The following is a 21,909-nucleotide window of genomic DNA, read 5'->3' on the forward strand; positions in this document are numbered from 1 at the left end:
GAGTGGATTTGTTTATAGTAATATATTGTTTTGTGGGGGGGTGGATGATGTGGGGTTGTGTGGATTTATTTTTAATTTGAAAGTTTGTTAAAGGAATTGGGGCTATTATAGAGGTATGATAAAGTGATTAGATTGAATTGACTTGAAAGGAGATAAAGATTATTAGATTAGGACATATAGGGTTGTTTGTGGGGAGACGAATGTGTTTAAATCAGTGCGAACATAGCCAGGATAAATCGTTGATACCGTGATGGGTAATTTTTCAGTAATCGTATCAGCACGAATACCTTCGGCAAGTGCAGCAATACCTGCTTTGGCAGCAGCGTAAGTCGTCAAATGACGTGGCAGACCACGCACAGCTGACATACTAGAGATAACCACCAAATGCCCGCTGTTTTGACGACGGAAAATCTGCATGGCAGCTTCGCACTGTGCCAATGCTGCGATAAAATTTGTCTCAGCAGTGACTTTATTAATATTAAATCGACCATGGCCGATTACACGACTATCGCCCACGCCAGCATTCACGATAACTTTATCTAGACCGCCACATTCAGTAGCGAAACTTTCAAAAACACTAAACACATCATCATGCATGGTGACATCTAAAGCCTTCACGTGTACTTTAATGCCATATTCATGCTCAAGCTGCGTCTTAAGCATCTCAAGCCGGTCTAACCGTCTGGCACAAATCGCCAAATCATAGCCTAAGAAAGCAAACTTACGAGCCATCGCTGCACCAAGCCCGGAGCTAGCACCTGTAATTAATACAGTCTTAGATTCGCCTATGCCACGAATTTTATTTAAATCACTGATTTTATTAAATTTATTTGCAATAACACGACCAAATTTATCGATCTTCGCAAATGCTTCTTCTAGTTTCTTCATGGTTCATCAAATACAAAAAAAAGAGAAATGTAATACAATGACAAGTAAAAACAGCTTAGACCCATCATTGTATCAGTATTTTAAAAATAAGCGATGGTTTTTATGACTATAATATCACAACGATCGCTATCTTATCACATTTATGGTCTATATAGCTTAGATAACGCATTTGGTACAGCCTGACTGATATGATCCACCATTGCCGATACACTCTGCCCCATCTGCTCTGTTAGTCCTAGCTTTTCTATCAAAGTTGGCTTTGCTCTTGAATGTAGTGCAAAAACATCACAATGATCCATTAAGGATAAAATATACGCATCAGACGTACCAATCTCATCAATTAAACCAAGTGCCAACGCATCAGGTCCAAACCAATAATCACCCGTTGCAATCTTTTTTACGTCAAGCTTAGGGCGGTGTTTGCCAACAAAGTCTTGAAATAGCACATGAATTCGTTCAAGATCTTCTTGATACTTAGCACGATCTTCATCTGTATTTTCACCAAAAATGGTAACGGTGCGCTTATATTCACCAGCTGTAAACATCTCAAAACCAATGTCATGCTTTTTCATGAGTTCGTGAAAGTTTGGCAATTGGCTAACAACGCCAACCGAACCAATCACGCTAAAATCACTGGCGATGATCGTATCTGCCACACACGCCATCATATACCCACCACTTGCAGCAATCTTATCCACACAAACGGTTAGTTTAAGCCCAGCCTTCTTTAGGCGATCCAACTGAGCTGCTGCTAGACCATAGGCATTTACTTGACCACCACCGCTTTCAAGGCGTAGCACCACCTCATCGCCTGCTTGAGCGACGCTAATAATTGTGCTAATCTCTTCACGCAGATGAGCGACCGCACTCGCCTTAATATCGCCATCAAAGTCTAGCACAAAAACATGATGCACAGACGACCTATCGTCTTTGGCATCATGGTCGTTTATTTTACTTGCTTTTGTCTTTAAAAGCTTGCATAACCTTGTTAAAGCAGATTGCGTGTCTTTTTTTTGGGAAAATACATTTTCAAGCTGCTTTTGACGTTTTTCTTGAATTTCATTTAGATGAATAATCTGTAATTCAACAGGTTTTTTAGTACTATGAAAGAGCATAATTTTCTCATTTTTGCTAAGGGAATTTAAGCGTAACTTTAGGCTTATATCAGTATGCCCGCTCTAGCTTATCTAAGTGAGCAAATACCAAAACCAATATAACTTATTACGTGTGATTTAAATATATCACTACTCAATAAGGGCAAATTGTTAAAATAAAAGATCTCATAAAGATAATTAGTCATTTTTAAGTAGGTTTTTTAGACCCACACCACGCAGACGCCCTTGGGTATCCACATCTCGCACAATCAAAGACCAAGCATGATTTAGGCGAACTTCATCTCCTTTTACTGGCTCAGTCTTTAGATGGCTTAAAATATACTCTTCAATGGTTTTATCTTTTGCACTTGTCAGCTTTTCCATCAATTCATCATCTACATCGGCTAAATCCACCGCATTTGGCGGCGTAAATACATCAAGTGCACTCACAACGGGCGACATTTTACCGAGCTTATGATAAATGGCAGACCGTTGATTGGTGGGATAAAATGGCAAATCAGAAATACGAACATGGGGCGAGAGCAACCAATCGCCATAAAACTGACTGTTCTTTTGGTATAGTGTTGCAGAGTTATTGAAAATCTTAGCAATACTCGCTGCATAGTCGCCTGACAATGCATACCACACGATATCGCCAACCTTTAGCGTGGTATACTCATCAACAGCAACACGTCTTTGATTTCTCACAACAGCAAAGAGTTTTACTTCCGAGCTTTTGTATTTTGATGAAATATTTTTAGGGTGGCGACCAATAGCAAAGGCGCCTGCCTTTACTTCAAACTCATATAAAGTAATGTTCGCTTGATCACCTACCCAGATTTCATGACGCTCTTTTGGCTCTTCATTTGTTGGTACCCACACCCTAAAAATCTTCGCCATAAATGGAATGGTTGCACCTTGGGTAAGTAGAGATAATATCACCACGCCAAAGGTAATATTAAATGCCAAATCTGCACCTGGAACTGCCATCATAACAGGAATGATGGCAAGCGTAATTGGCACAGCACCACGCAATCCCACCCATGAAATAAACCCAATCTCTCGCCCCTTAAAGCGAAATGGTAAAAGCGAAGTCATTACAGCAAATGGGCGCGCCACAAACAATAAAAACAAAAAGATGATAAGTGAAAAATGCCACACTTCAAGCATCTGAGATGGTGTAACGAGTAACCCTAACACCACAAACAAGACCGCCTGAGACAGCCAAGCAAAGCTATCCATCACCCTAAGCACATGCTCTGTTGCACGAATTTTGGTGTTACCAATCACAACACCTGCCAAATATACCGCCAAAAATCCGCTGCCACCAAGCAAGTTGGTTGAGCTAAACACTGCAAAACCTGCCGATACGATTAAGATGGCATACATGCCTTCTGCCAAATACACTTTTGGCAATAGCTTTGATAGACCCCAGCCTGCCAACAAACCTGCAATCAAACCCACACTGATTTGTTGTAGTAGCATCAGTGCGATACTGCCAATTGACTGACTTTCTGGATCAAGGTTTAGGGCAATCATCGCAGTAACGAGTAAGATTGCCAATGGGTCGTTAGCCCCTGATTCTATCTCAAGCGTGGACTGCACACGGTCGTTTAGCTTAACGCCACCGTTACGCAAAAGGCTAAATACCGCCGCTGCATCGGTAGAGCCTACGATTGCCGCCATAAGAATACCTAGCCGCCAATCAATCCCCAAAAGCCAAGTGGCAAAAACCCCAAGAACCGCTACGGTTGCAATCACACCCCAGCTTGCCAACGTTACTGCAGGTTTTAATCCAACACGAAAAGAATGCAAAGAGGTTCGTAAACCGCCATCAAGCAAAATGCACGCCAATGCCGCCTGACCTACAAAATTTGCCAAATTATATTCTGCAAAGCGAATACCCAAAACCCCTTCTTCACCTGCAAGCATACCAACACCCAAAAAGAACAATAGCAATGGCACGCCAAGTCTGGCTGAAAGCGTGGAAGTCATGATGCTAATAAAAAGCAACACAGACGCCACAAGGTATAATATGTTTAAGGTATCCATTAGGCGATTTAATCTCCAGCTCTAGCGATTCAATAATAAAAATACAACAGTAAATATAAACAAAAATTTATAAAATTTCTTAGAATAATCTTATACTTGCAACATAAAAATACAAAACGACCAATCATAGCACAAACTAAGCATTTTTACCATATACTAAAGGCATAAAACCTAAGATGGCAGGCGGCAATGTTTATATTTTTAGTACCAAAAAATAAAAAGCGATTAAATATGCTATAAGAACTTGCAACAAATAAAATTACAAGGCATAATGTATCGTTTAGATTAACCTAATTTTGTGCGTTTTTGTGCTTAATTTAACAATTAACGTAAGCTCGTTTATTTATTAAAGGCAAATACTATGATGCGTAGTCATTATTGCGGTCTAGTCACCGAAGAATTGATTGATCAAACCATTACTGTAGCAGGCTGGGTTCACCGTCGTCGTGATCATGGTGGCGTTATCTTTTTAGATATGCGTGATCGTGAAGGTTTACTTCAAGTCGTGATTGACCCTGATACTCCAGAAGCATTTGCTACTGCTGATGCGGCACGTTCAGAATATTTGCTCAAAATCACAGGGCGAGTTCGTCGTCGTTACGAAGGCACTGAAAACGCCAACATGAAAAGTGGTCAAGTAGAATTGCTTGGTAAAGAAATTGAAGTGCTTGCTAAGGCTGACACACCGCCATTTCCACTAAACGATGATAACATCACTGTCTCTGAAGAGCTTCGCCTAAAATACCGCTTTCTTGACATGCGTCGCCCAGAGATGCAAGAACGCATGGTTTTTCGTGCAAAAGCGACATCAACAATCCGCCGCTATCTTGACGACCATGGATTTTTAGATGTTGAGACGCCTATCTTGACACGTGCCACACCAGAAGGTGCGCGAGATTACTTAGTGCCATCTCGTACTCGTCAAGGTTCTTTTTTCGCCCTGCCACAGTCGCCACAGCTATTTAAACAGCTTTTGATGGTTTCTGGCTTTGATCGTTATTATCAAATCGCCAAATGCTTCCGTGATGAAGACTTGCGTGCTGACCGTCAGCCAGAATTTACCCAAGTAGATATTGAGACTTCATTTTTAGATGATGAAGAAATTATGAATATCGCTGAAGGTCTAACCAAAAACCTATTTAAGACCATGCTAGATGTGGAGTTTGACGACTTTCCACGTATGACTTATGCCGATGCAATGCGTGACTACGCTTCTGACAAGCCTGATTTACGTATCCCACTAAAACTTATCGATGTGGCAGACATTATGCAAAACGTCGAATTTAAGGTATTTGCCGCACCCGCCCAAGATCCTAAAGGTCGCGTGGTCGCTCTACGCATTCCAAATGGTGCGGAGCTAAGCCGTAAACAAATCGATGAGTATACAAAATTTGTAGGAATTTATGGTGCTAAAGGTCTTGCTTATATTAAAGTAAATGACGTTAGCAATATCAATAACGGCGTTGATAAAGAGTCTGGTCTGCAGTCGCCTATCATTAAAAATATGACCGATGATGTGCTTGTTGAGCTTATATCACGCACTCAAGCCCAAAATGGCGATCTTATCTTCTTTGGTGCTGATAAAGCAAAAATCGTTAACGACGCCATGGGGGCACTTCGTGTCAAAATAGGCATGGATTTAAATCTGCTAACTTGTGAGTGGGCACCTTTGTGGGTAGTTGATTTCCCGATGTTTGAAGAAACTGATGATGGCAAATGGACGTCTGTTCACCACCCATTCACCAAGCCAAAAGGCTCTGTTGAAGACGTGAAAAACCACCCAGAAACTGCACTGTCAGTCGCTTATGACATGGTGCTAAATGGTACTGAAATTGGCGGCGGCTCACTGCGTATTAACACTGTTGAGATGCAAGAAGCGGTATTTGATGCACTAGGCATTGATAAAGCAGAAGCTGAACTTAAGTTTAAGTTCTTATTAGAAGCATTACGCTATGGTGCACCACCACACGGCGGACTTGCCTTTGGTTTAGATCGCTTAATCATGCTCATGGTTGGAGCAAGCTCAATCCGTGATGTTATCGCCTTCCCAAAAACCAAGACGGCTGACTGCCCGCTAACTGAAGCACCTGCTGGAGTGGATAATAAACAACTTCGTGAGCTTGGCATTCGTGTGCGTGAAAAAGAGCAAAAAACGGAATAACTAAATGGGGAGCAATCCTTATCAGCTACTACGCTATGTGCCAATGTGGATGCTTTATCTTTTGGCACATTTTGCAAGTTTCGTTCTTAATTTGAACACCAATCATAAGGTGATGAATATCATTCGCACCAATCTGCTATTGGCATACCCAAAGATGAGCGAAACAGAGCGTGAAGTTTTTGTTAAAAAATCACTAAAACAACAGGCGGTCAATATGATCGCCTCGATTAAAAGCTGGGCGATGCCACCTCAGTGGAGCATCGACCAAATCCATACCGTTCACCGTCAGCAGGTTTTGCTTGATGCATTAGATAATCCAAATGGTATGCTTGCAATTGTGCCTCATTTAGGTGCTTGGGAAATCATGAATGCGTGGCTAAATCAGTTTGGCTCTCCCACCATCATGTATAAGCCTGTCAAAGGCGAACTGATTAATGAGTTCGTACTTCAAGGTCGTCAACGTCTAAATGCTACCTTAGTTCCTACGGATGCAACTGGCGTTAAAGCAATCTTTAAAACCCTAAAAAGTGGCGGTTTTAGCATTATCTTGCCAGATCATGTGCCTGACCCTTCAGGTGGTGTGGTCGTGCCGTTTTTTGGCGTTCCCACCATGACTAGCACGCTTGCCCCAAAGCTTGCCCAAAAGACACAATGTGCCTTGGTCGGCTTAACTTGCATACAGCGTGAAGATGGTCAAGGCTTTGACATATATTGTGATAGGCTTGATGATCCAAACCTTTATCACAAAGACATTCACACCGCTACACTTGCCTTTAATCAGGCGATTGAAACCATGATTGAGCGTTTTCCTTTGCACTACACATGGAACTATAAACGCTTTAAGCACACACCAATTGGCGATGATGTATACGCCTTAGATACCGATACACTTGCAAAAGCTCGCAAGCAGACACTTAAGGAAGTTTAACCATGTCAGCATCTTTAGACGAAAATCGCTATATCATCTGCATGAAATGGGGCAAAAAGTATGGTGCTGAATATGTCAACCGTCTGCATAACATGGTCAAACGCCATCTTACGCTTGACTTTCAGATGGTATGCTTAACTGACGATGATACAGGGATTGACCCACAAATCAAGTGCTACCCTATCCCAGAGTTAAATTTACCTGCAAACTTGCCAGAACGTGGCTGGAAAAAGCTTACCACCTTTACGCCAAACCTATATGATTTAAAAGGCACAGCGTTATTTTTAGATATTGATATCGTTATTGTTGATAATATTGACTGCTTTTTTACGCACCAAGCAGAGCATGAAGACAGCGTGATGATTATTCGAGATTGGAAAAAGCCGTGGCGTTTGGTTGGCAACTCATCTGTCTATCGCTTTAAGGTAGGGCAAAACACCTATCCTGATTTATTGTCTTATTTTGAACAAAATTTTGAGAAAATTCGCCAAGAAGTGCGGCATGAGCAGGCTTTTTTATCCAATTACCTTCGCAAACACCATCACTTAGAATATTGGGACGCTTCATGGTGCGTAAGCTTTAAATACCACTGCTTGCATAATATTCCCTTAGCATATTTTATTCCCCCTAAAAAACCAGCCAATGCAAAAATTATCATTTTTCATGGTGAAATCAATCCGCCAGACGCCATCCAAGGCGGTGGTGGTAAATGGTATCGTCATGTACTGCCTAGTGATTGGATTAAACAAGCGTGGCAATAATAAAAAAAACCCTAAATTAGATTTAGGGTTTTTTATTAGCGTTTAAACATGTCGCCTTGCCGATTTTTCTTAACATACTCAATCATGCAATCACGCAAAAGCTGGCTTGCTGTACGATTGTTTTCTTTTGCCGCTTGTTTAAATTGCTCTGCAAGATTCTTATTTACCCGCATATTAAACGTTGTCTGCTCATCATGTGCTGCCATCTTATCACCCTATTACTCAAGCATTAAACCCAAAATTAAGGCTGACAATTATACCAATAAGCTTAGATTTTTCAAGCAGTTTTACTTACAATTACTAAAACAAACACTAAATTAATCTAAAAATTAAGTGTTTGTTTTATGCGTATAAACTTCCCGCTTTTATCTTACACATGCACAAAGCTTACTTGGCATGAGTAATACATTCACGAGCATAAGGAACCGCTTGTAAGCGATTTTCACTAATCTCTTCGCCACATTCGTCACAAATACCATAGTCGCCTTGTTCCATACGTCTTAAGGCTGAGTTGACCAGAGCCAAACCTTGCTCTGCCTCCACAAGAAGCTTTTTACGCATATCGTTTTCTGTGAATTTTACCGCCTGATCGTCCCAGTGCTGATTCATCTCATCTTGTGGATGTTGCAGGTGATCAGAAAGTTTATTAATGCGTTGCTCATACTCTGCCTTTAGCGTTAGCAGTTGGTCTTTATGGTGCTGTATATTCATGGTAAATCCTTATTGATAAAAATTACCTTTATCATAGCAAAATTAACAGATTTAACTATAGTATTTTTGTAACATTTAAAATATTCAAAGATAAAAATATGATACAAAAAAAATTACCTGATGTCATCGTAGCACTGGTGATAAAACCGCTATCTTTGGCTGGTGAAAGCCTAATCACAAGGTATTTATTTTGTGATGCCTAGACACTAAATTAAACATAAGTGGCTATTAACAAAGCTAATGATAAACTAGAAACGATATTTTGATAACAAAAGCCAAAACTTTAAGCCAAAAAACTTAATTAAGCCAATTACAACAACTTAATTAAAACAATAAGTTACGAAAAGTTTAAGATAGTTATCTAAAGCAGTTCCTAAACTTATGCCTAAATCTAGTTATTTCATACTAATATACGATAAAATAGTGGCAATATTTTGGTTTATAATGACGATTTATAAAAATTTTAGTTTATAATACTAATTAGAATAAAAATTTACTTTTATGGCAATGCTTGGATTGTCACTCCAAAAAATCTAAAACCTACTCTAACTAAGGATTGTTTCATGCCACAATACCGCTCAAAAACATCAACGCAAGGTCGCAACATGGCAGGGGCAAGAGCCCTTTGGCGTGCCACAGGTATGACCGATGGCGATTTTGACAAACCGATTATCGCTGTTGCCAATTCGTTTACCCAATTTGTTCCCGGACACGTCCATTTAAAAGACATGGGGCAGCTCGTGGCTCGTGAGATTGAAAAAGCAGGTGGCGTTGCCAAAGAATTTAACACCATTGCTGTTGATGATGGTATTGCCATGGGTCATAGCGGCATGCTGTACAGTTTGCCAAGCCGTGATTTGATTGCCGACAGCGTGGAATATATGGTCAATGCCCATTGTGCGGACGCTTTGGTATGTATCTCCAACTGCGACAAAATTACCCCCGGTATGCTTATGGCAAGCTTGCGATTAAACATTCCTACGATTTTTGTATCAGGTGGCCCAATGGAAGCAGGTAAGGTGCTAGCTACCACACTTGGTGATGGACACACTACGCATCAAACCGTGACCAACGAGAAAGGCGACAAGGTGCGTAAGCTTGACTTGGTAGATGCAATGATTGATGCGGCAGACGATTTAATCAGCGATGATGACGTGGCAAAAGTTGAACGCTTGGCATGCCCAACTTGTGGCTCGTGTTCTGGTATGTTTACCGCCAACTCTATGAACTGCTTGACCGAGGCACTCGGCTTATCTTTACCTGCCAATGGCTCACTACTTGCCACACACGCCAAGCGTAAAGAGCTGTTTTTAGAGGCTGGACGCACCATAGTTGCCCTTGCCAAACGCTACTACGAGCAAGACGATGACAGCATATTACCAAGAAACATCGCCACTAAATCCGCCTTTTGCAATGCCATGAGCCTTGATATTGCCATGGGTGGCAGCACGAACACCATTTTACACCTGCTCGCTGCCGCAAGCGAAGCTGGTGTGGATTTTAAAATGGCGGATATTGATCGGTTAAGCCGTGCCGTGCCGTGTCTGTGTAAAGTTGCCCCCGCCACCCAAAAATACCACATGGAAGACGTAAACAGAGCAGGTGGCGTCATGGCGATTTTGGCAGAGCTTGACCGTGCAGGATTGGTGGATACAAATGTGCCAACCGTCCACGCCCCTACGCTGGCAGACGCTTTGGCGAAATGGGATATTATAAACCCTGACAATGAGGAGGCTCGCAGTCGTTACATATCTGCTCCTGCAGGTGTACGAACCACACAGGCGTTTAGCCAAAACAACAAATACCCAAACCTTGACCTAAACCGTGAATCTGGCTGCATCCGCGATATCAAGCACGCTTATTCTAAAGACGGTGGTTTGGCAGTGCTATTTGGCAATATTGCCGAGCGTGGCTGCGTGGTTAAAACTGCAGGTGTGGACGAGAGCATTTTAAAATTTACAGGACGTGCAAGGGTGTTTGAAAGCCAAGATGATGCAGTGGAGGCGATTTTGGCAGATAAGATTATCGCAGGCGACATCGTCATTATCCGCTATGAAGGTCCAAAAGGCGGACCGGGCATGCAAGAAATGCTCTACCCCACATCTTATCTAAAATCCAAGGGGCTTGGCAAAGACTGTGCCTTGTTTACAGATGGTAGATTTAGTGGTGGTACGTCAGGATTATCCATCGGACACGCAAGTCCTGAGGCTGCTGAAGGCGGAGCGATTGGCTTGGTAGAAGAGTTTGATACCATCATCATTGACATTCCAAACCGCAAGATTCACTTGGACGTATCTGATGATGAGCTTGCCAAACGCCGTCAAGCGATGATTGCTCGTGGCAAAAACGCATGGCAACCTGTCGCTCGTGAACGTCACGTCTCACAAGCCTTGCGTGCTTATGCTCTGTTAACCACATCAGCAGATACAGGGGCGGTGCGTGATGTCACTCAGCTGGAGCGATAGATGATTATATACTTTGGGGTGTAGTGGTTACACCCCAAACTTAGTTTAAGGCTAAATGCTTTTATCCCATTTATCTAAGCGGTTACATGGTTGATAGATTTTGGTGACAATTTATCGTCCATTATCTGCCGACATACAAAATAATACCGCCGCCATAAATGACTAATCACTTAAAACAACGGTAGGTTAAATTACCTCATCAACCTAATATGAATCAACATCAAGCACATTGATGAAATCCATTAAAATCTTAATCAAACCGCCATGTATATACCGCATGATTGACAATCACACCATTAAGATTTTCGTTATTAGGGATAATACCGTGAAACTTAAAACCTAATCGCTGTGCAACTTTGCGGCTTGGGGAGTTATGCTCAGCAGCTCGAATTTGTCACACTTTTACGCCATAGATGCGATGAGCGATATCCATTATTGCCTTAACCGCTTTGGTCATAATACCCTAGATAGTCTTTTTAAGCATGAACAATCTTGCACATTTGAATTGCAAAGCGTGGATGTACTAAAGTTAATGATAAGTTATCATCTATAGGATAATAAAACATATTTTTTGCTTCTTTATGTGTGGCAGCGATGAGTTCATCTGTTAAAACACAGCATAATAGTAACTTTTTTTTAACAAATAGCTGTATAAAAATTAACAAACAAAACATAGTTATAGACAAAGCCTTAATCCAAACAAGATAATATTGACTTTTCATTAACCAATCTTATCACAGCCATCACCACTTAACCTATTAAAGCTTATAAGCTTAGGGTGTTTTTGCTTGTGGTAAGTAAAAGTGTTTTTATTTTAAGCAAATAGGCGTCTCTTACGCTGCTTTTTATAAAGTTTTAGTTTATAAAGTTTTAGTTATTCTTAGTATGTCTTTTTTAATTTATTATTTTATTAAAAATTTTATTAATAACAACAATTTAGTGGTATAAAGATTTTTAAATTTAAAATAAGTTTTTTTCGGTCAAATATTTCCAATAGCGTCTTGGCAGATACTGAATGTGTAATTTGGGATTTTTTCGCTCTTTGATTGTTACATGGGTAAAGTATTTTTGCCAAAGATGTTGGTACTTTTTTTCATATTCGCTATGGAAATCATGTGGGCGTACCAAAGCATTTTCATCAACGTCAGTAATCAGTTGTACCTCAGCGTTCGGGTCATCTTTATCATAAAAAATACCATAACCACGCTTGACATCAAAGATTGCCCAACTTTGGTCAGCATAACGGTTCTTAAAATGATTAGACAGCAGTGGTAAGACATTAAAATCTGGCTCAACTCTAGCAAAATACACATCTTGCTCCATATGCTCAAACCGCACAAAAGCTTGCATTCGGTGGCGTTCTCGCCCAACCATCTTAATCAATTTTAAAACAGGCATTACATCAGTGTGCGTATAATCTTGCCACACATTGACATCTGGGCAAGCCAACTGATAACGCACTACCCCAAATAAATGACCATAGACAGTTGGCTGCTCGGATAAGAACGCCCATAATAATTGCCTAAAACCATTGTTACCAAACACGCTTTTAAGTTTATGACTAACCCTTTTGGCTTTATCCACATCACTTTTTACCACAAAAGTTGTTTGCCAAAGATTTGGTAAAAAGTCATGTTCAGCGATGATTGATATAATCTGAGCGTGCTGCCAATGATTCTCATACACAGCAAAAACAGCGGTCAGCCAGCCTTCAAAACTGCCGTCAAAAACCACTATCGGCGGCTCAACAATCGCAACTGAATTTGACATACTTTAAATCTAAAACAACGTTAACTGCCCATGACGCTCATCTTTGAACTTGGTTTGCGTTTGGGCGAGTATATATTGGCGAAAATTATCTTGGGTCAAATGAACCAAGTGTTCATTACGACCCCGTAAGGCGATAAAATATTTGGCACGATTGACCGCCGCCCCCATTTGTTTAAGATGATCAAGCGTGAGCGTGGTAAATTTGCGAGCAGTAACGATTTTTTTGGCGGTGCGAGTGCCAATTCCCGGTATTCTCACAATCATCTTGTACGGAGCGGTTTGGATATTGACAGGAAAATGCTGACGATGGCGAATCGCCCAAGCCAGCTTTGGGTCGCAGTCAAGGTCAAGAAAAGGACTGTCGCTTGGCAGAATTTCTTCAGCCTCAAACCCATAAAATCGCATAAGCCAATCGGCTTGATACAGGCGGTTTTCACGCACCATCGGTACAGGCGTACCAATCGCAGGCAGACGGCTGTCAGTCAGCATCGGCACATAGCCTGAGTAATACACTCGTTTTAAATCGTATTGTTTATAAAAATGACTAGATAGACGGATAATCTGTAAATCTGTTTCTTTGGTAGCACCGACAATAAATTGGGTGCTTTGCCCAGCAGGCGTATATTTTGGGGCGTGCTTATGCTGTTTCCGGCTTTCTTTAAACACCACGATTTGCTCTTGCACCGTTTTCATTGGGGCTTTCATATCATCGTGATTTTTTTCAGGAGCAAGCAGTGCTAGACCTGACTTGGTTGGGATTTCCATATTTACGCTTAAGCGGTCAGCATACAGCCCCGCTTCTTGCATCAGTTCATCAGACGCACCAGGAATGGTCTTTAGGTGGATATAGCCATTAAATTTATGAATGGTGCGTAACTCCTTTGCTACTCTCACCAGTCGCTCCATGGTATAATCAGGCGACTTAAAAATACCTGAGCTTAAAAATAAGCCTTCAATATAATTTCGCCGATAAAACTGCATGGTCAAATCAACCACTTCTTCTACTGTAAAAGCCGCTCGTGGTGTGTCATGGCTTCGCCGTGATGTGCAGTAAGCACAGTCATAGATACAATGATTGGTAAATAAAATCTTAAGTAGTGATACGCAGCGACCATCTTCGGTATAGCTGTGGCAAATACCTGAAACTGATGAGTCGCCCAAGCCTTTGTTGTGGTTTTTGCGGTTGCCGCCGCTTGATGAACAAGATACATCATATTTGGCGGCATCGGCAAGAATGGCAAGTTTATCTTTTAGGCGGTCATAGTTCATGCTCATTATCCAAATTTTTTATTGAACATTTTACAAATAATTAAAAAAAATTCAATAGCTTACCGCTAAAAACAACAAGTGATAAGCCATCATATCCGCTGTGTATTAGCTGATGGTTACGCCTATCGCCAAAGCCACAAACAAAGTATCACAAACCTTTTTAGCTATCGCCCTTTTAGTTATCACGCAATCATCAACAAAACTGCTACAAACTTTGGCAATGCTCAGATAAAAGCAGTACCCATGCTAATCTAAAATGTCATTTTCCCCAAAACTATGAGCTTATAAATATGTGGGGCGGTAAAATTGACGGATAAATGAAAATGAGTTATATTGTCATCTTAGCAACTTACTACTTACTAAAGGAAAAATGTATGAAAAAACTTGCCATCGCCCTACTTTCCATCAGTTTATTTACAAGCTCTGCGGTTGCCAAAACCCCAAGCGATAGCTCACTTATCAAATTAGCACAGCTACAAGACCTAGACAAACAAATAGAAGTTGGTGTTTATGCCGCCTTACATAGTCAGCGCATGGCATTTGAAGAGTTAGTTGAGCAAAATAACACCATCACCGCCGACCAAAAAAGACGTATCGGTGATGTATTTGAAAAATACACTCGACAAACGGCAAGCTCCTTTCTCAACGATACTGAATTTAAAAAACAAAACCTAGATGCCTTTATTGCAGCTGCTAAAGCCAGTTACACTCAAGCTGAAGTAGATGCGTATAATCAATTTCTTTCTACTAAAGAAGGTCAAAGCATCACCAAAAAGTTAGAAAAAGTATCGTCAGAGTATCTTGCCAATCTAAACCATATCTTTGGAGCTCTTATAGCACCATCAAATAATCCAGAAAATGCTAAATTACAAGCCAAAATGCAGCAAGAGATTTTTGCGATTTTAGCAGAATGATGAAATAAAATCAGTCCTAAATAAGGGCTGATTTTTTATGATAGATGTCATGGTAAGGCATCTTGATAAGTTCTTGGTGTCAATAACGACAAGGATATCAGCTGTATGATGAGCATATATATTACGCACATCAAGCGACTTAGTAACACTCTCAACCTAAGCCTTTATAAAACTACGAATGCCACTAACACCCCACGCTCCATAGCGTTGGCAAAGTGCCAAATCGCTTGGGGCTAATCCACCTAATGCCATGACAGGCACATTGCAAAAACGAGCAAGTTTACCAAATTTCTCAAATCCAAGTGCCGCAGCATCAGGGTGGGTGGCAGTGGGCTGAACCGGAGAGACGAAAGCCCCTAAGACGGTTATTTTTTCAGACAGCTGATTTAGTTTCATGACACTATCACCATCATGACAGCTTGCCATAATCGGTGGTAAACCTACCAAATCATCAGCACAGCACGCCATTAGCTCATCTTGGGTTAGGCACACTGCCAAAATATTAGATGATTTAGGCTCTGGCAGGCTTTTATAACTTTGTAAGGGTAAAAACAGTGGCACATCAGCTCTAGCTTGGCTGATGTCATAAATGACTTGTTGCTCGATAGCTTTATCGCATTTTAATCGCAGATATAACGCTGTCTGTGCAGGGAGTGATTGATAAGTAACAATACAATCATCAATCGTGTCAAACGCCGCCAACTCATGGGAAATAGCCACTACCTTAGGGAGCGTCAGCCATGTCAAAATCGGCTGATTAGCGGCTGGCAGACGATGTCGTACTGCCACCAATTCATCAAAATCAAGCCACGTTAAAGGCTGATTTTCTTTACCAAGCCTTTGGTTTTTAAGACTGTCATACTGAGTATCGTTTAGCTCAACCAAAAAAACATGCAACTGTACCGCCCTATCTTCGTAACGATGGCAGATACGTCCCATCTTAACTGCTTGGCGTGCAGCCACATCAAGTCCAAGCTCTTCTTGCAGCTCTCGCACTAAAGCTAACACAGGGCTCTCTGATTTGTTGATTTTACCGCCGACAAACTCAAGCTTACCACCCTGATGCTGATGGGTGTGGCGAGTTGCCAATAAAAATTTATCGCCATAAGTTAGCACAGCAATAGCAACTGATATCGTCTTTAAGTTAATGTGTTGTTGGTTTATCTGGCACAGCATATGCATCCTTTATCATCTTATTTAGTATCTTATTTAACATTAGGCTTATCTATAACTTTATCATGTAAACAGTTATAAATGACAGTGCATTGATGGTTTTTGTTTTACTTAAATTATTTTAAAAATCTTTATTTTTAAGTAAAAACAGCAAAGCTTACAATCTTTTATTAAAGCTTGTAAACGCAGTAGGTGTCATTGACAAACCCCACTTAGGACTGACTTACATTTATCTTATTTTTTAAACCAAAGATAAGGCTTAATGCCTAAAAAAATAATAAAAAAATAAAAATTTAGTTTACTTTTTTAAAATCCTTTGCTATTATGATTATAAATGATAATTATTATTATATATTAATAAGTATCATTTTATTGAGACAACTTGAGCAATCTTTAACAAAGTTTAGCCAATGTGGCTCAGGAAAAAACCTGCAACCCACTTTATAAGGAATATCGCCATGACTATGACCATCGCTCGCTATTTTAGCAATCGTGAAAGCACTCGCCTGCCGACACTGCACTCACAAAACCTATTTGCCATGACCAAGGAAGTCCGCATTGAACATCAAGGAGAAGAGTATCGCTTACGCTTAACTCGTAATAACCGCCTTATTCTCACCAAATAACCCATGCGTTTTGGTCAATGGATAAAAGCACCGACATTGCTCGGTGCTTTTTGATTTTATGCCACTTCTTACTAAAATTTCCAGCGATAAATGACATCTACTGTATTCTCGGTGGCACTCGTAGCCTCAACATAAATACGACGAGTCAGCTGATAACGCATGGATAATACCGAATCAGCATTAAACACACCAACGCCATAGCGAATGTATAAGTCTGGTGAAATATAACCTGTAACATTTACACTTGTATCTTGGGCATTACCTGACGCATCGACGGTTAAGCTCTGAAGTCCTAAAGCCTGACCAATGGAGTTAGTCAGATTACGAGTGCCAGACAGACCAAAGCTTAGCCCTGCTGCCACCAAGTTGTTTGTAACTTGCGAGCGAAAACCTTGTTTTGAGATTTGTGAATCAGCAGCTTCACTGATGCGTCCTGTTACCAAGGCACTCATCGCCTGCTGTTCGCTTAATCCAGCGTCATTATACACAGTGATGGCAGGGTCGCTCGCCATGCCACGCACACGCACACCTACTGTCTTACCCTCAATTTGTTTTTCACCCTCTATTGACAATCTAGGATTTGTAATATCACCACCGTTAAAGCGAATTTGGGCATAATTAAGCTCAAGGTTTTGGCCAATGCCATCAATCTTAGCACGCTCTGACACCTGAATAACGCCCAAGCCATGCAGCCCGCCCTGTCCTTCTTGGGTGATGTGCAATGCCCCTGCTAAAGGCAGTTTTGCACCAAATCCACGAAACACGACATCGTTACCTAAGTCTAAGCCAAGATCTACGTTAATGCTCCATGGCTTGACAGTAGACAGTACTTTATCCACATTGCCTGAGTTTCGGCGGTCAAGCACGGTAACATCTGGCGACTCTACAACGATGTCTTCGCTTGCCTCTGGCGGTCTGATGGTTGCTACTGGTACAGATACCACACCTTTAATATCTACGTATTTTTCAGAAGGTCTAACCACCACCTCAACATCTGGACTAATCTGGGCTGTTAATAATGGCGGTTTTACCACATCTAAATTTTCGCCAGCAATGCGTACTTTAGCCTGTATGTCATCTTGCCAATCTGCCTGACCTGCAACTTGTGCCTGACCTTGACCGCTAAATAAACTCCCCTCAATCGTGGCGTTTTTACCTCGAATCTTAGCATCTAGATTGATTTTTTGGAGATTGACAGGTAGTCCTGCGATGGCAACATTTCCATCTTTTAAAGACGCATTGCCATAAAATAATGGGTTTGATAACGTGCCACCCACACCGCCTGCTGCACTCGCCTCCCCAGATAAGGTTTGCAGTTCAGGGAAAAATGGGCCCAAAACAGCTAAATTTATGTTATTAACAACCAAAGCACCTGTGATAGGCTTAGTTTGTTTAAATGGATCAACCACGACGTCAACATAACCACGCCCCACCGCTCCTGCAATATCCGTTCTAAGCTTAAGCCCTTCGGGGACGCTGTGTGCAATAACAGAGACCCTATCATAAGGCATGTCAGTATAACCGACATCTTCTTGATGCACACCAATACGCCCATGATCTGAATACAGCACAGCATTAATCGTAGGGTTTGTGCCTTTTTGCCAATGTGCCTGCACCTTGCCATTTAATACAGACTGCCAAGTGATGTCTTTGGGCATCGCAAAATCAAGCACAGAAGTATCTAGGTTTTGGATAATTGCGTTAACGTGACCGCCATTTGGTGTGTAGCTTAAAGTGTCTTTAAAGCATAATGAGCCTTGGGTGCTATTTGCGCTAAGCGACTGCCAACAATGAGAAGCAAGCTGAACTTTAGTGTCTTCAATACCAACATCAAATTCGGCTGGCTGATTTTGAATAAATTTTCCTTGCTTGGTGTAAATCTTAGCGTCACTTAACACGCCTGCATAATGCATCGTTTGACGATTAAGACCGCCTGTCACCTTAGCCTGCAAGTCAGCGGTCGCCCCTTGTGCTTTAATCGCAAGCTTATGCTCGCTTTCAATTCCTTCAAAATCTACACGCACTGCTTTTAGGACGCGCCCAAAAGCAACAACGTCCGTTGCCTTTAGTATAAGCTGACTGTTAGAATTACCCAGATTGACAATCTTTCCAAGCACGCTAGCATCTTGGATAATAATACCCGCCACACGCACCCCACTTGCAATCAAGTCAATATAAACCGATGGCAAGGCACGTCCGTCATCTATTAAGATAAGACCGCCATCTACCTTACCACGAGCGTCGGTAATATATTGGCTAAGATCTTGGATACTCACACTGGTAACAAATCTTTGCTTATTACCATTCATTGAAATAAAGTCATTGCCCATACGGACGTTTAGATGGTTGGCATTTAAAGAGCGAACGATACCTTGGGCTTGACGTGCTTTGTCGTCAATCACCCCCCTTAAGCCTAGCAACTGTTCTGTTGATTTTGACTTGGTTGCTTGTTTAAGTTCATTTAAATAGGCTGTCAAATCTTTTGGTAAAACCAAATGGGCATATAGCGAACCTGATGCACTTACTGGCTTTTTATTATAACTGCCTTGAACATTTAGATCTTCAATCGCTACAATCTGAGCGTCATTATCCCATCTTCCATGAGTACGCAGTCCGCCTGTGATGTTACTAGATGAGCTTGGCAAGAACATACCTATATTAAAGTTTTTGGCAGCTGCCATCACATTCCACTGGTAGCCACGGCTAATATCCACCCATCCTGTCGCAGACAGACTGCTGTCACCATGATTAAAATTTAGCTGGCTGATGTTAAATTTGTTATTATCACCTGTCAAATCCAGTCTAAGGTTGCCGTTTTTGATGGTATCATTGGTTATCTGTCCGTTAAACTTTGCAACAACGTTACTTAATGCGTCGTTTTTATAACGCCCAGAGCTGATTAATCGCCCATTTAAAATTGCTGCAAACTCAGGCTTATCGGCAAATCGCTTCGTATCCACCCCGTCTAAATCTGCCACCACATTCCAAGCCACGCCATCTGTCATCTGTACACTGCCAGATGCCAACACAGCACCAAAATCCCCTTTGGCATTAAGCGTATTAATATTAATCTGATCCATATCACCCAAAACATGCAGCTTAACTGCAGCACGATCAACACCTGCTTGGATATTTTGATCCACATCACCTAAAAAAGTAGCGTCAAAATGCTGAATCTTGCCATCATTTAGATGTATGACAGACTTACCCTGACCTGCAATATGAACCTTTTGGGGGGATTTAGTTTTTGATTGATCCGCTAATATGGCGGTTAAGTCGGTAGAATCAATGCTCACATCATGAATAGCTCTACCACGCTCCAATTCTCTCATCACGCCACGGGCCTTGATGTCACCAAAAAGGGTCTTGATTGGCGTTTTATTTGGCACATCAAAATACGCATTTGGGATCAATTTGTTGGTTTTTAGATTCATTTGCCAAGTTAATGGTCGTTTGTTATTAGCAAGACGAATAGTGCCATTGCCATACAAATCTCCCATCACCCCTTGATAATCAAGGCGGCTTAGCTGAATATCATCACCTTTTAGTGTCGTCTTAACCGTATAATCGCCCTTTGGTGCTGTTGATAAAGCGTTGATTTTTGCTTGGGCGTCAATCTGGGTATAGCCATCGCCAGCGATAATGCTTGCCTTGCCGACAGGACTATGAATCACATCAAGACTTGGCACATTGGTACGATGCAAATTTCTCCAACTTGCATCAATATGCCAAGGCTGATTTGGTGCGTGCTGCGACTGCTTTAAGGTCGCTTGCACCACTTCGCCATCTTGTTGCTCTAGGTCAAATTCAAGTTGGGTGGTGTTGGTAGGCTTGTCTAAATTTACATAACGCACACCCAAACTGCCTGTCAATGTCTTAGGCAAATAAGGCTTTAGATTATCATGTTCGGCAGGCACGTCATTACGGATTTGGTAGCCATCACCTCGCAGCACAGCATCTAATTCAAAGCCATCTGACCACTCCATCCTACCATCTGCATTAAGCACGCCGTTTGCTGTGGTCGCCTGTAAGAACGGAATGTCCATACCACCATCACGAACCACGCCACGACCTACATACCGACCATTCGGTATGTCTTTTGCTTTAAGGTCAGAATCGATGCTAAGCTTGATGTTATCAATCACACCGCTTGCCGTGATAACACCATCTTCTAAAAATATCTGCTGATCAGTAGCATAAGGCAGTAAAACCTTATCATAAGAAAGTTTTGCATTAAATGGCGAACCATCTTCTAAGCCACGCACATCAAATACACCGTGAACATCATGTTTATTATATTTACTGGTTACTGTGCCTTTGGTGTGTTTTAAAGAACCTGTTGCTTTAACCTTTAAGACATCAACATACAGATCATCTAAGGCATTAATTTTAACATCAGCTGTGGCATGTAGCGGATAGTCACCCTGAAGGTCAATACCGCCATATACTTGATGCACCGACATGACATCATTATAGGTCAGATTACCGTCCGTCAGCTGCACTTGAGTGCCTGACCAATCTAGCTTTTTAACAGCGATATCATACACATAAATAGGATCGACAGTCGCCTGCTTATAAGTTACCTTATTTGCAGTAACATCTTGTAATAATAAATCAACCGGCAGCTTAATCGTCGCATAATCAAAAGGCTCACCAGTAGGCGGCTTTTTATTATTAATCACAAGCTCATCAATATCTGCCTTAGTCAAATGAACCTGCCGAGCAAGCACCGCCCGCCAGCCAATCTGGATATAGGCTTTGTTTACTTGTAATGTGATGTCTTCGCCTTGGGCAATATCTACATCACTTACCCACACGCCATGGCGTAGATTACCTTTGTTGTATTTTAACTTCGTGCCAGTCTCAGAAGCTATTTTTTCTAATAGAAATTTGGTGCCTGTGTCTGTGCTGACAGCATAAAATATCAGCATTGCCACTAATATTACAAGGGCGGCGATAGCAGCTGATAGATAAATTAAACACAATAGCCAGCGGGGCTTTTTTGCCTTTGGGCTGGGGGGTTTTTCACCTATCGAAGTTGTGGTTTTTGTTGTCATAAGGTATTTTATTGGTATTAAATTATGGCACTCTGCCTAA

Annotated in this window: 15 protein-coding genes; 6 read left to right on the plus strand and 9 right to left on the minus strand. The window is 41.4% G+C overall.

The genetic code is table 11. From position 1 onward, the window contains the following. Positions 1-162: 162 nt before the first annotated feature. From LU293_RS00880 to LU293_RS00890, 3 genes are all read right to left on the minus strand, one after another. Positions 163-888 carry an SDR family oxidoreductase gene (locus tag LU293_RS00880; protein ID WP_375540344.1) on the minus strand — a complete coding sequence of 242 codons (726 nt, stop codon included), beginning with the start codon at positions 886-888 and terminating at the stop codon, positions 163-165. Between the two features lie 140 nt (positions 889-1,028). Continuing rightward, positions 1,029-2,003, minus strand: a complete 975-nt coding sequence (gene sohB, locus LU293_RS00885) for a protease SohB (RefSeq protein WP_242748043.1) — start codon at positions 2,001-2,003, stop codon at positions 1,029-1,031. 177 nt (positions 2,004-2,180) lie between these two features. Continuing rightward, positions 2,181-4,034 (minus strand): potassium/proton antiporter, encoded by a 1,854-nt coding sequence (locus LU293_RS00890; protein WP_242748045.1) that lies wholly within the window; start codon positions 4,032-4,034, stop codon positions 2,181-2,183. Between the two features lie 361 nt (positions 4,035-4,395). Between LU293_RS00890 and aspS the strand changes: the two genes are divergently transcribed. The 3 genes from aspS to LU293_RS00905 are packed head-to-tail and all read left to right on the plus strand — an operon-like array spanning position 4,396 to position 7,884. After that, entirely contained in the window at positions 4,396-6,195 is a 1,800-nt protein-coding gene (gene aspS, locus LU293_RS00895; RefSeq protein WP_242748047.1) for an aspartate--tRNA ligase, read from the plus strand. 4 nt (positions 6,196-6,199) lie between these two features. Continuing rightward, on the plus strand, positions 6,200-7,123 hold the full coding sequence (locus LU293_RS00900; RefSeq protein WP_242748049.1) for a lysophospholipid acyltransferase family protein: 924 nt from the start codon (positions 6,200-6,202) through the stop codon (positions 7,121-7,123). A gap of 2 nt (positions 7,124-7,125) precedes the next feature. Beyond that, positions 7,126-7,884, plus strand: coding sequence for a glycosyltransferase (locus LU293_RS00905; RefSeq protein ID WP_242748051.1), 759 nt, complete (start codon positions 7,126-7,128; stop codon positions 7,882-7,884). A gap of 35 nt (positions 7,885-7,919) precedes the next feature. Here LU293_RS00905 and LU293_RS00910 read toward each other — a convergent pair whose 3' ends face one another. After that, on the minus strand, positions 7,920-8,090 hold the full coding sequence (locus LU293_RS00910; RefSeq protein ID WP_242748053.1) for a YlcI/YnfO family protein: 171 nt from the start codon (positions 8,088-8,090) through the stop codon (positions 7,920-7,922). 181 nt (positions 8,091-8,271) lie between these two features. After that, positions 8,272-8,595, minus strand: coding sequence for a TraR/DksA family transcriptional regulator (locus tag LU293_RS00915; protein ID WP_242748055.1), 324 nt, complete (start codon positions 8,593-8,595; stop codon positions 8,272-8,274). Between the two features lie 563 nt (positions 8,596-9,158). Between LU293_RS00915 and ilvD the strand changes: the two genes are divergently transcribed. Then, the gene (gene ilvD, locus LU293_RS00920; protein ID WP_242748057.1) at positions 9,159-11,060 is read left to right on the plus strand and encodes a dihydroxy-acid dehydratase; all 1,902 of its coding nucleotides are present in this window, start codon (positions 9,159-9,161) and stop codon (positions 11,058-11,060) included. Between the two features lie 960 nt (positions 11,061-12,020). Here the strand turns inward: ilvD and LU293_RS00925 are convergent. Both LU293_RS00925 and LU293_RS00930 read right to left on the minus strand, forming a co-directional pair. Then, a complete protein-coding gene (locus tag LU293_RS00925; protein ID WP_242748059.1) occupies positions 12,021-12,830 on the minus strand; it encodes a TIGR03915 family putative DNA repair protein in 810 nt (269 codons plus the stop codon). A 9-nt stretch (positions 12,831-12,839) separates the two neighbouring features. Continuing rightward, positions 12,840-14,099 (minus strand): putative DNA modification/repair radical SAM protein, encoded by a 1,260-nt coding sequence (locus tag LU293_RS00930; RefSeq protein ID WP_242748061.1) that lies wholly within the window; start codon positions 14,097-14,099, stop codon positions 12,840-12,842. A 374-nt stretch (positions 14,100-14,473) separates the two neighbouring features. Here LU293_RS00930 and LU293_RS00935 point away from each other — a divergent pair, with 374 nt between their 5' ends. Then, positions 14,474-15,013 (plus strand): DUF2059 domain-containing protein, encoded by a 540-nt coding sequence (locus tag LU293_RS00935; RefSeq protein ID WP_242748063.1) that lies wholly within the window; start codon positions 14,474-14,476, stop codon positions 15,011-15,013. 156 nt (positions 15,014-15,169) lie between these two features. Here LU293_RS00935 and LU293_RS00940 read toward each other — a convergent pair whose 3' ends face one another. Then, positions 15,170-16,189 (minus strand): NUDIX domain-containing protein, encoded by a 1,020-nt coding sequence (locus LU293_RS00940; RefSeq protein WP_242748065.1) that lies wholly within the window; start codon positions 16,187-16,189, stop codon positions 15,170-15,172. 461 nt (positions 16,190-16,650) lie between these two features. Here LU293_RS00940 and hemP point away from each other — a divergent pair, with 461 nt between their 5' ends. Next, a complete protein-coding gene (gene hemP / locus LU293_RS00945; RefSeq protein WP_242749793.1) occupies positions 16,651-16,812 on the plus strand; it encodes a hemin uptake protein HemP in 162 nt (53 codons plus the stop codon). A gap of 71 nt (positions 16,813-16,883) precedes the next feature. Here hemP and LU293_RS00950 read toward each other — a convergent pair whose 3' ends face one another. Further along, on the minus strand, positions 16,884-21,869 hold the full coding sequence (locus LU293_RS00950) for a translocation/assembly module TamB domain-containing protein (RefSeq protein ID WP_242748067.1): 4,986 nt from the start codon (positions 21,867-21,869) through the stop codon (positions 16,884-16,886). Positions 21,870-21,909 lie beyond the last annotated feature (40 nt).

It is taken from the genome of Moraxella nasovis (assembly GCF_022701215.1).
In the GTDB taxonomy this organism is placed as follows: domain Bacteria; phylum Pseudomonadota; class Gammaproteobacteria; order Pseudomonadales; family Moraxellaceae; genus Moraxella; species Moraxella nasovis.

What these genes read in the sequence shown, in the direction of transcription:
- LU293_RS00880 (WP_375540344.1), bottom strand. Translation starts at nt 888, where the DNA reads ATGAAGAAACTAGAAGAAGCATTTGCGAAGATCGATAAATTTGGTCGT.
- sohB (WP_242748043.1), bottom strand. Translation starts at nt 2,003, where the DNA reads ATGCTCTTTCATAGTACTAAAAAACCTGTTGAATTACAGATTATTCAT.
- LU293_RS00890 (WP_242748045.1), bottom strand. Translation starts at nt 4,034, where the DNA reads ATGGATACCTTAAACATATTATACCTTGTGGCGTCTGTGTTGCTTTTT.
- aspS (WP_242748047.1), top strand. Translation starts at nt 4,396, where the DNA reads ATGATGCGTAGTCATTATTGCGGTCTAGTCACCGAAGAATTGATTGAT.
- LU293_RS00900 (WP_242748049.1), top strand. Translation starts at nt 6,200, where the DNA reads ATGGGGAGCAATCCTTATCAGCTACTACGCTATGTGCCAATGTGGATG.
- LU293_RS00905 (WP_242748051.1), top strand. Translation starts at nt 7,126, where the DNA reads ATGTCAGCATCTTTAGACGAAAATCGCTATATCATCTGCATGAAATGG.
- LU293_RS00910 (WP_242748053.1), bottom strand. Translation starts at nt 8,090, where the DNA reads ATGGCAGCACATGATGAGCAGACAACGTTTAATATGCGGGTAAATAAG.
- LU293_RS00915 (WP_242748055.1), bottom strand. Translation starts at nt 8,595, where the DNA reads ATGAATATACAGCACCATAAAGACCAACTGCTAACGCTAAAGGCAGAG.
- ilvD (WP_242748057.1), top strand. Translation starts at nt 9,159, where the DNA reads ATGCCACAATACCGCTCAAAAACATCAACGCAAGGTCGCAACATGGCA.
- LU293_RS00925 (WP_242748059.1), bottom strand. Translation starts at nt 12,830, where the DNA reads ATGTCAAATTCAGTTGCGATTGTTGAGCCGCCGATAGTGGTTTTTGAC.
- LU293_RS00930 (WP_242748061.1), bottom strand. Translation starts at nt 14,099, where the DNA reads ATGAACTATGACCGCCTAAAAGATAAACTTGCCATTCTTGCCGATGCC.
- LU293_RS00935 (WP_242748063.1), top strand. Translation starts at nt 14,474, where the DNA reads ATGAAAAAACTTGCCATCGCCCTACTTTCCATCAGTTTATTTACAAGC.
- LU293_RS00940 (WP_242748065.1), bottom strand. Translation starts at nt 16,189, where the DNA reads ATGCTGTGCCAGATAAACCAACAACACATTAACTTAAAGACGATATCA.
- hemP (WP_242749793.1), top strand. Translation starts at nt 16,651, where the DNA reads ATGACCATCGCTCGCTATTTTAGCAATCGTGAAAGCACTCGCCTGCCG.
- LU293_RS00950 (WP_242748067.1), bottom strand. Translation starts at nt 21,869, where the DNA reads ATGACAACAAAAACCACAACTTCGATAGGTGAAAAACCCCCCAGCCCA.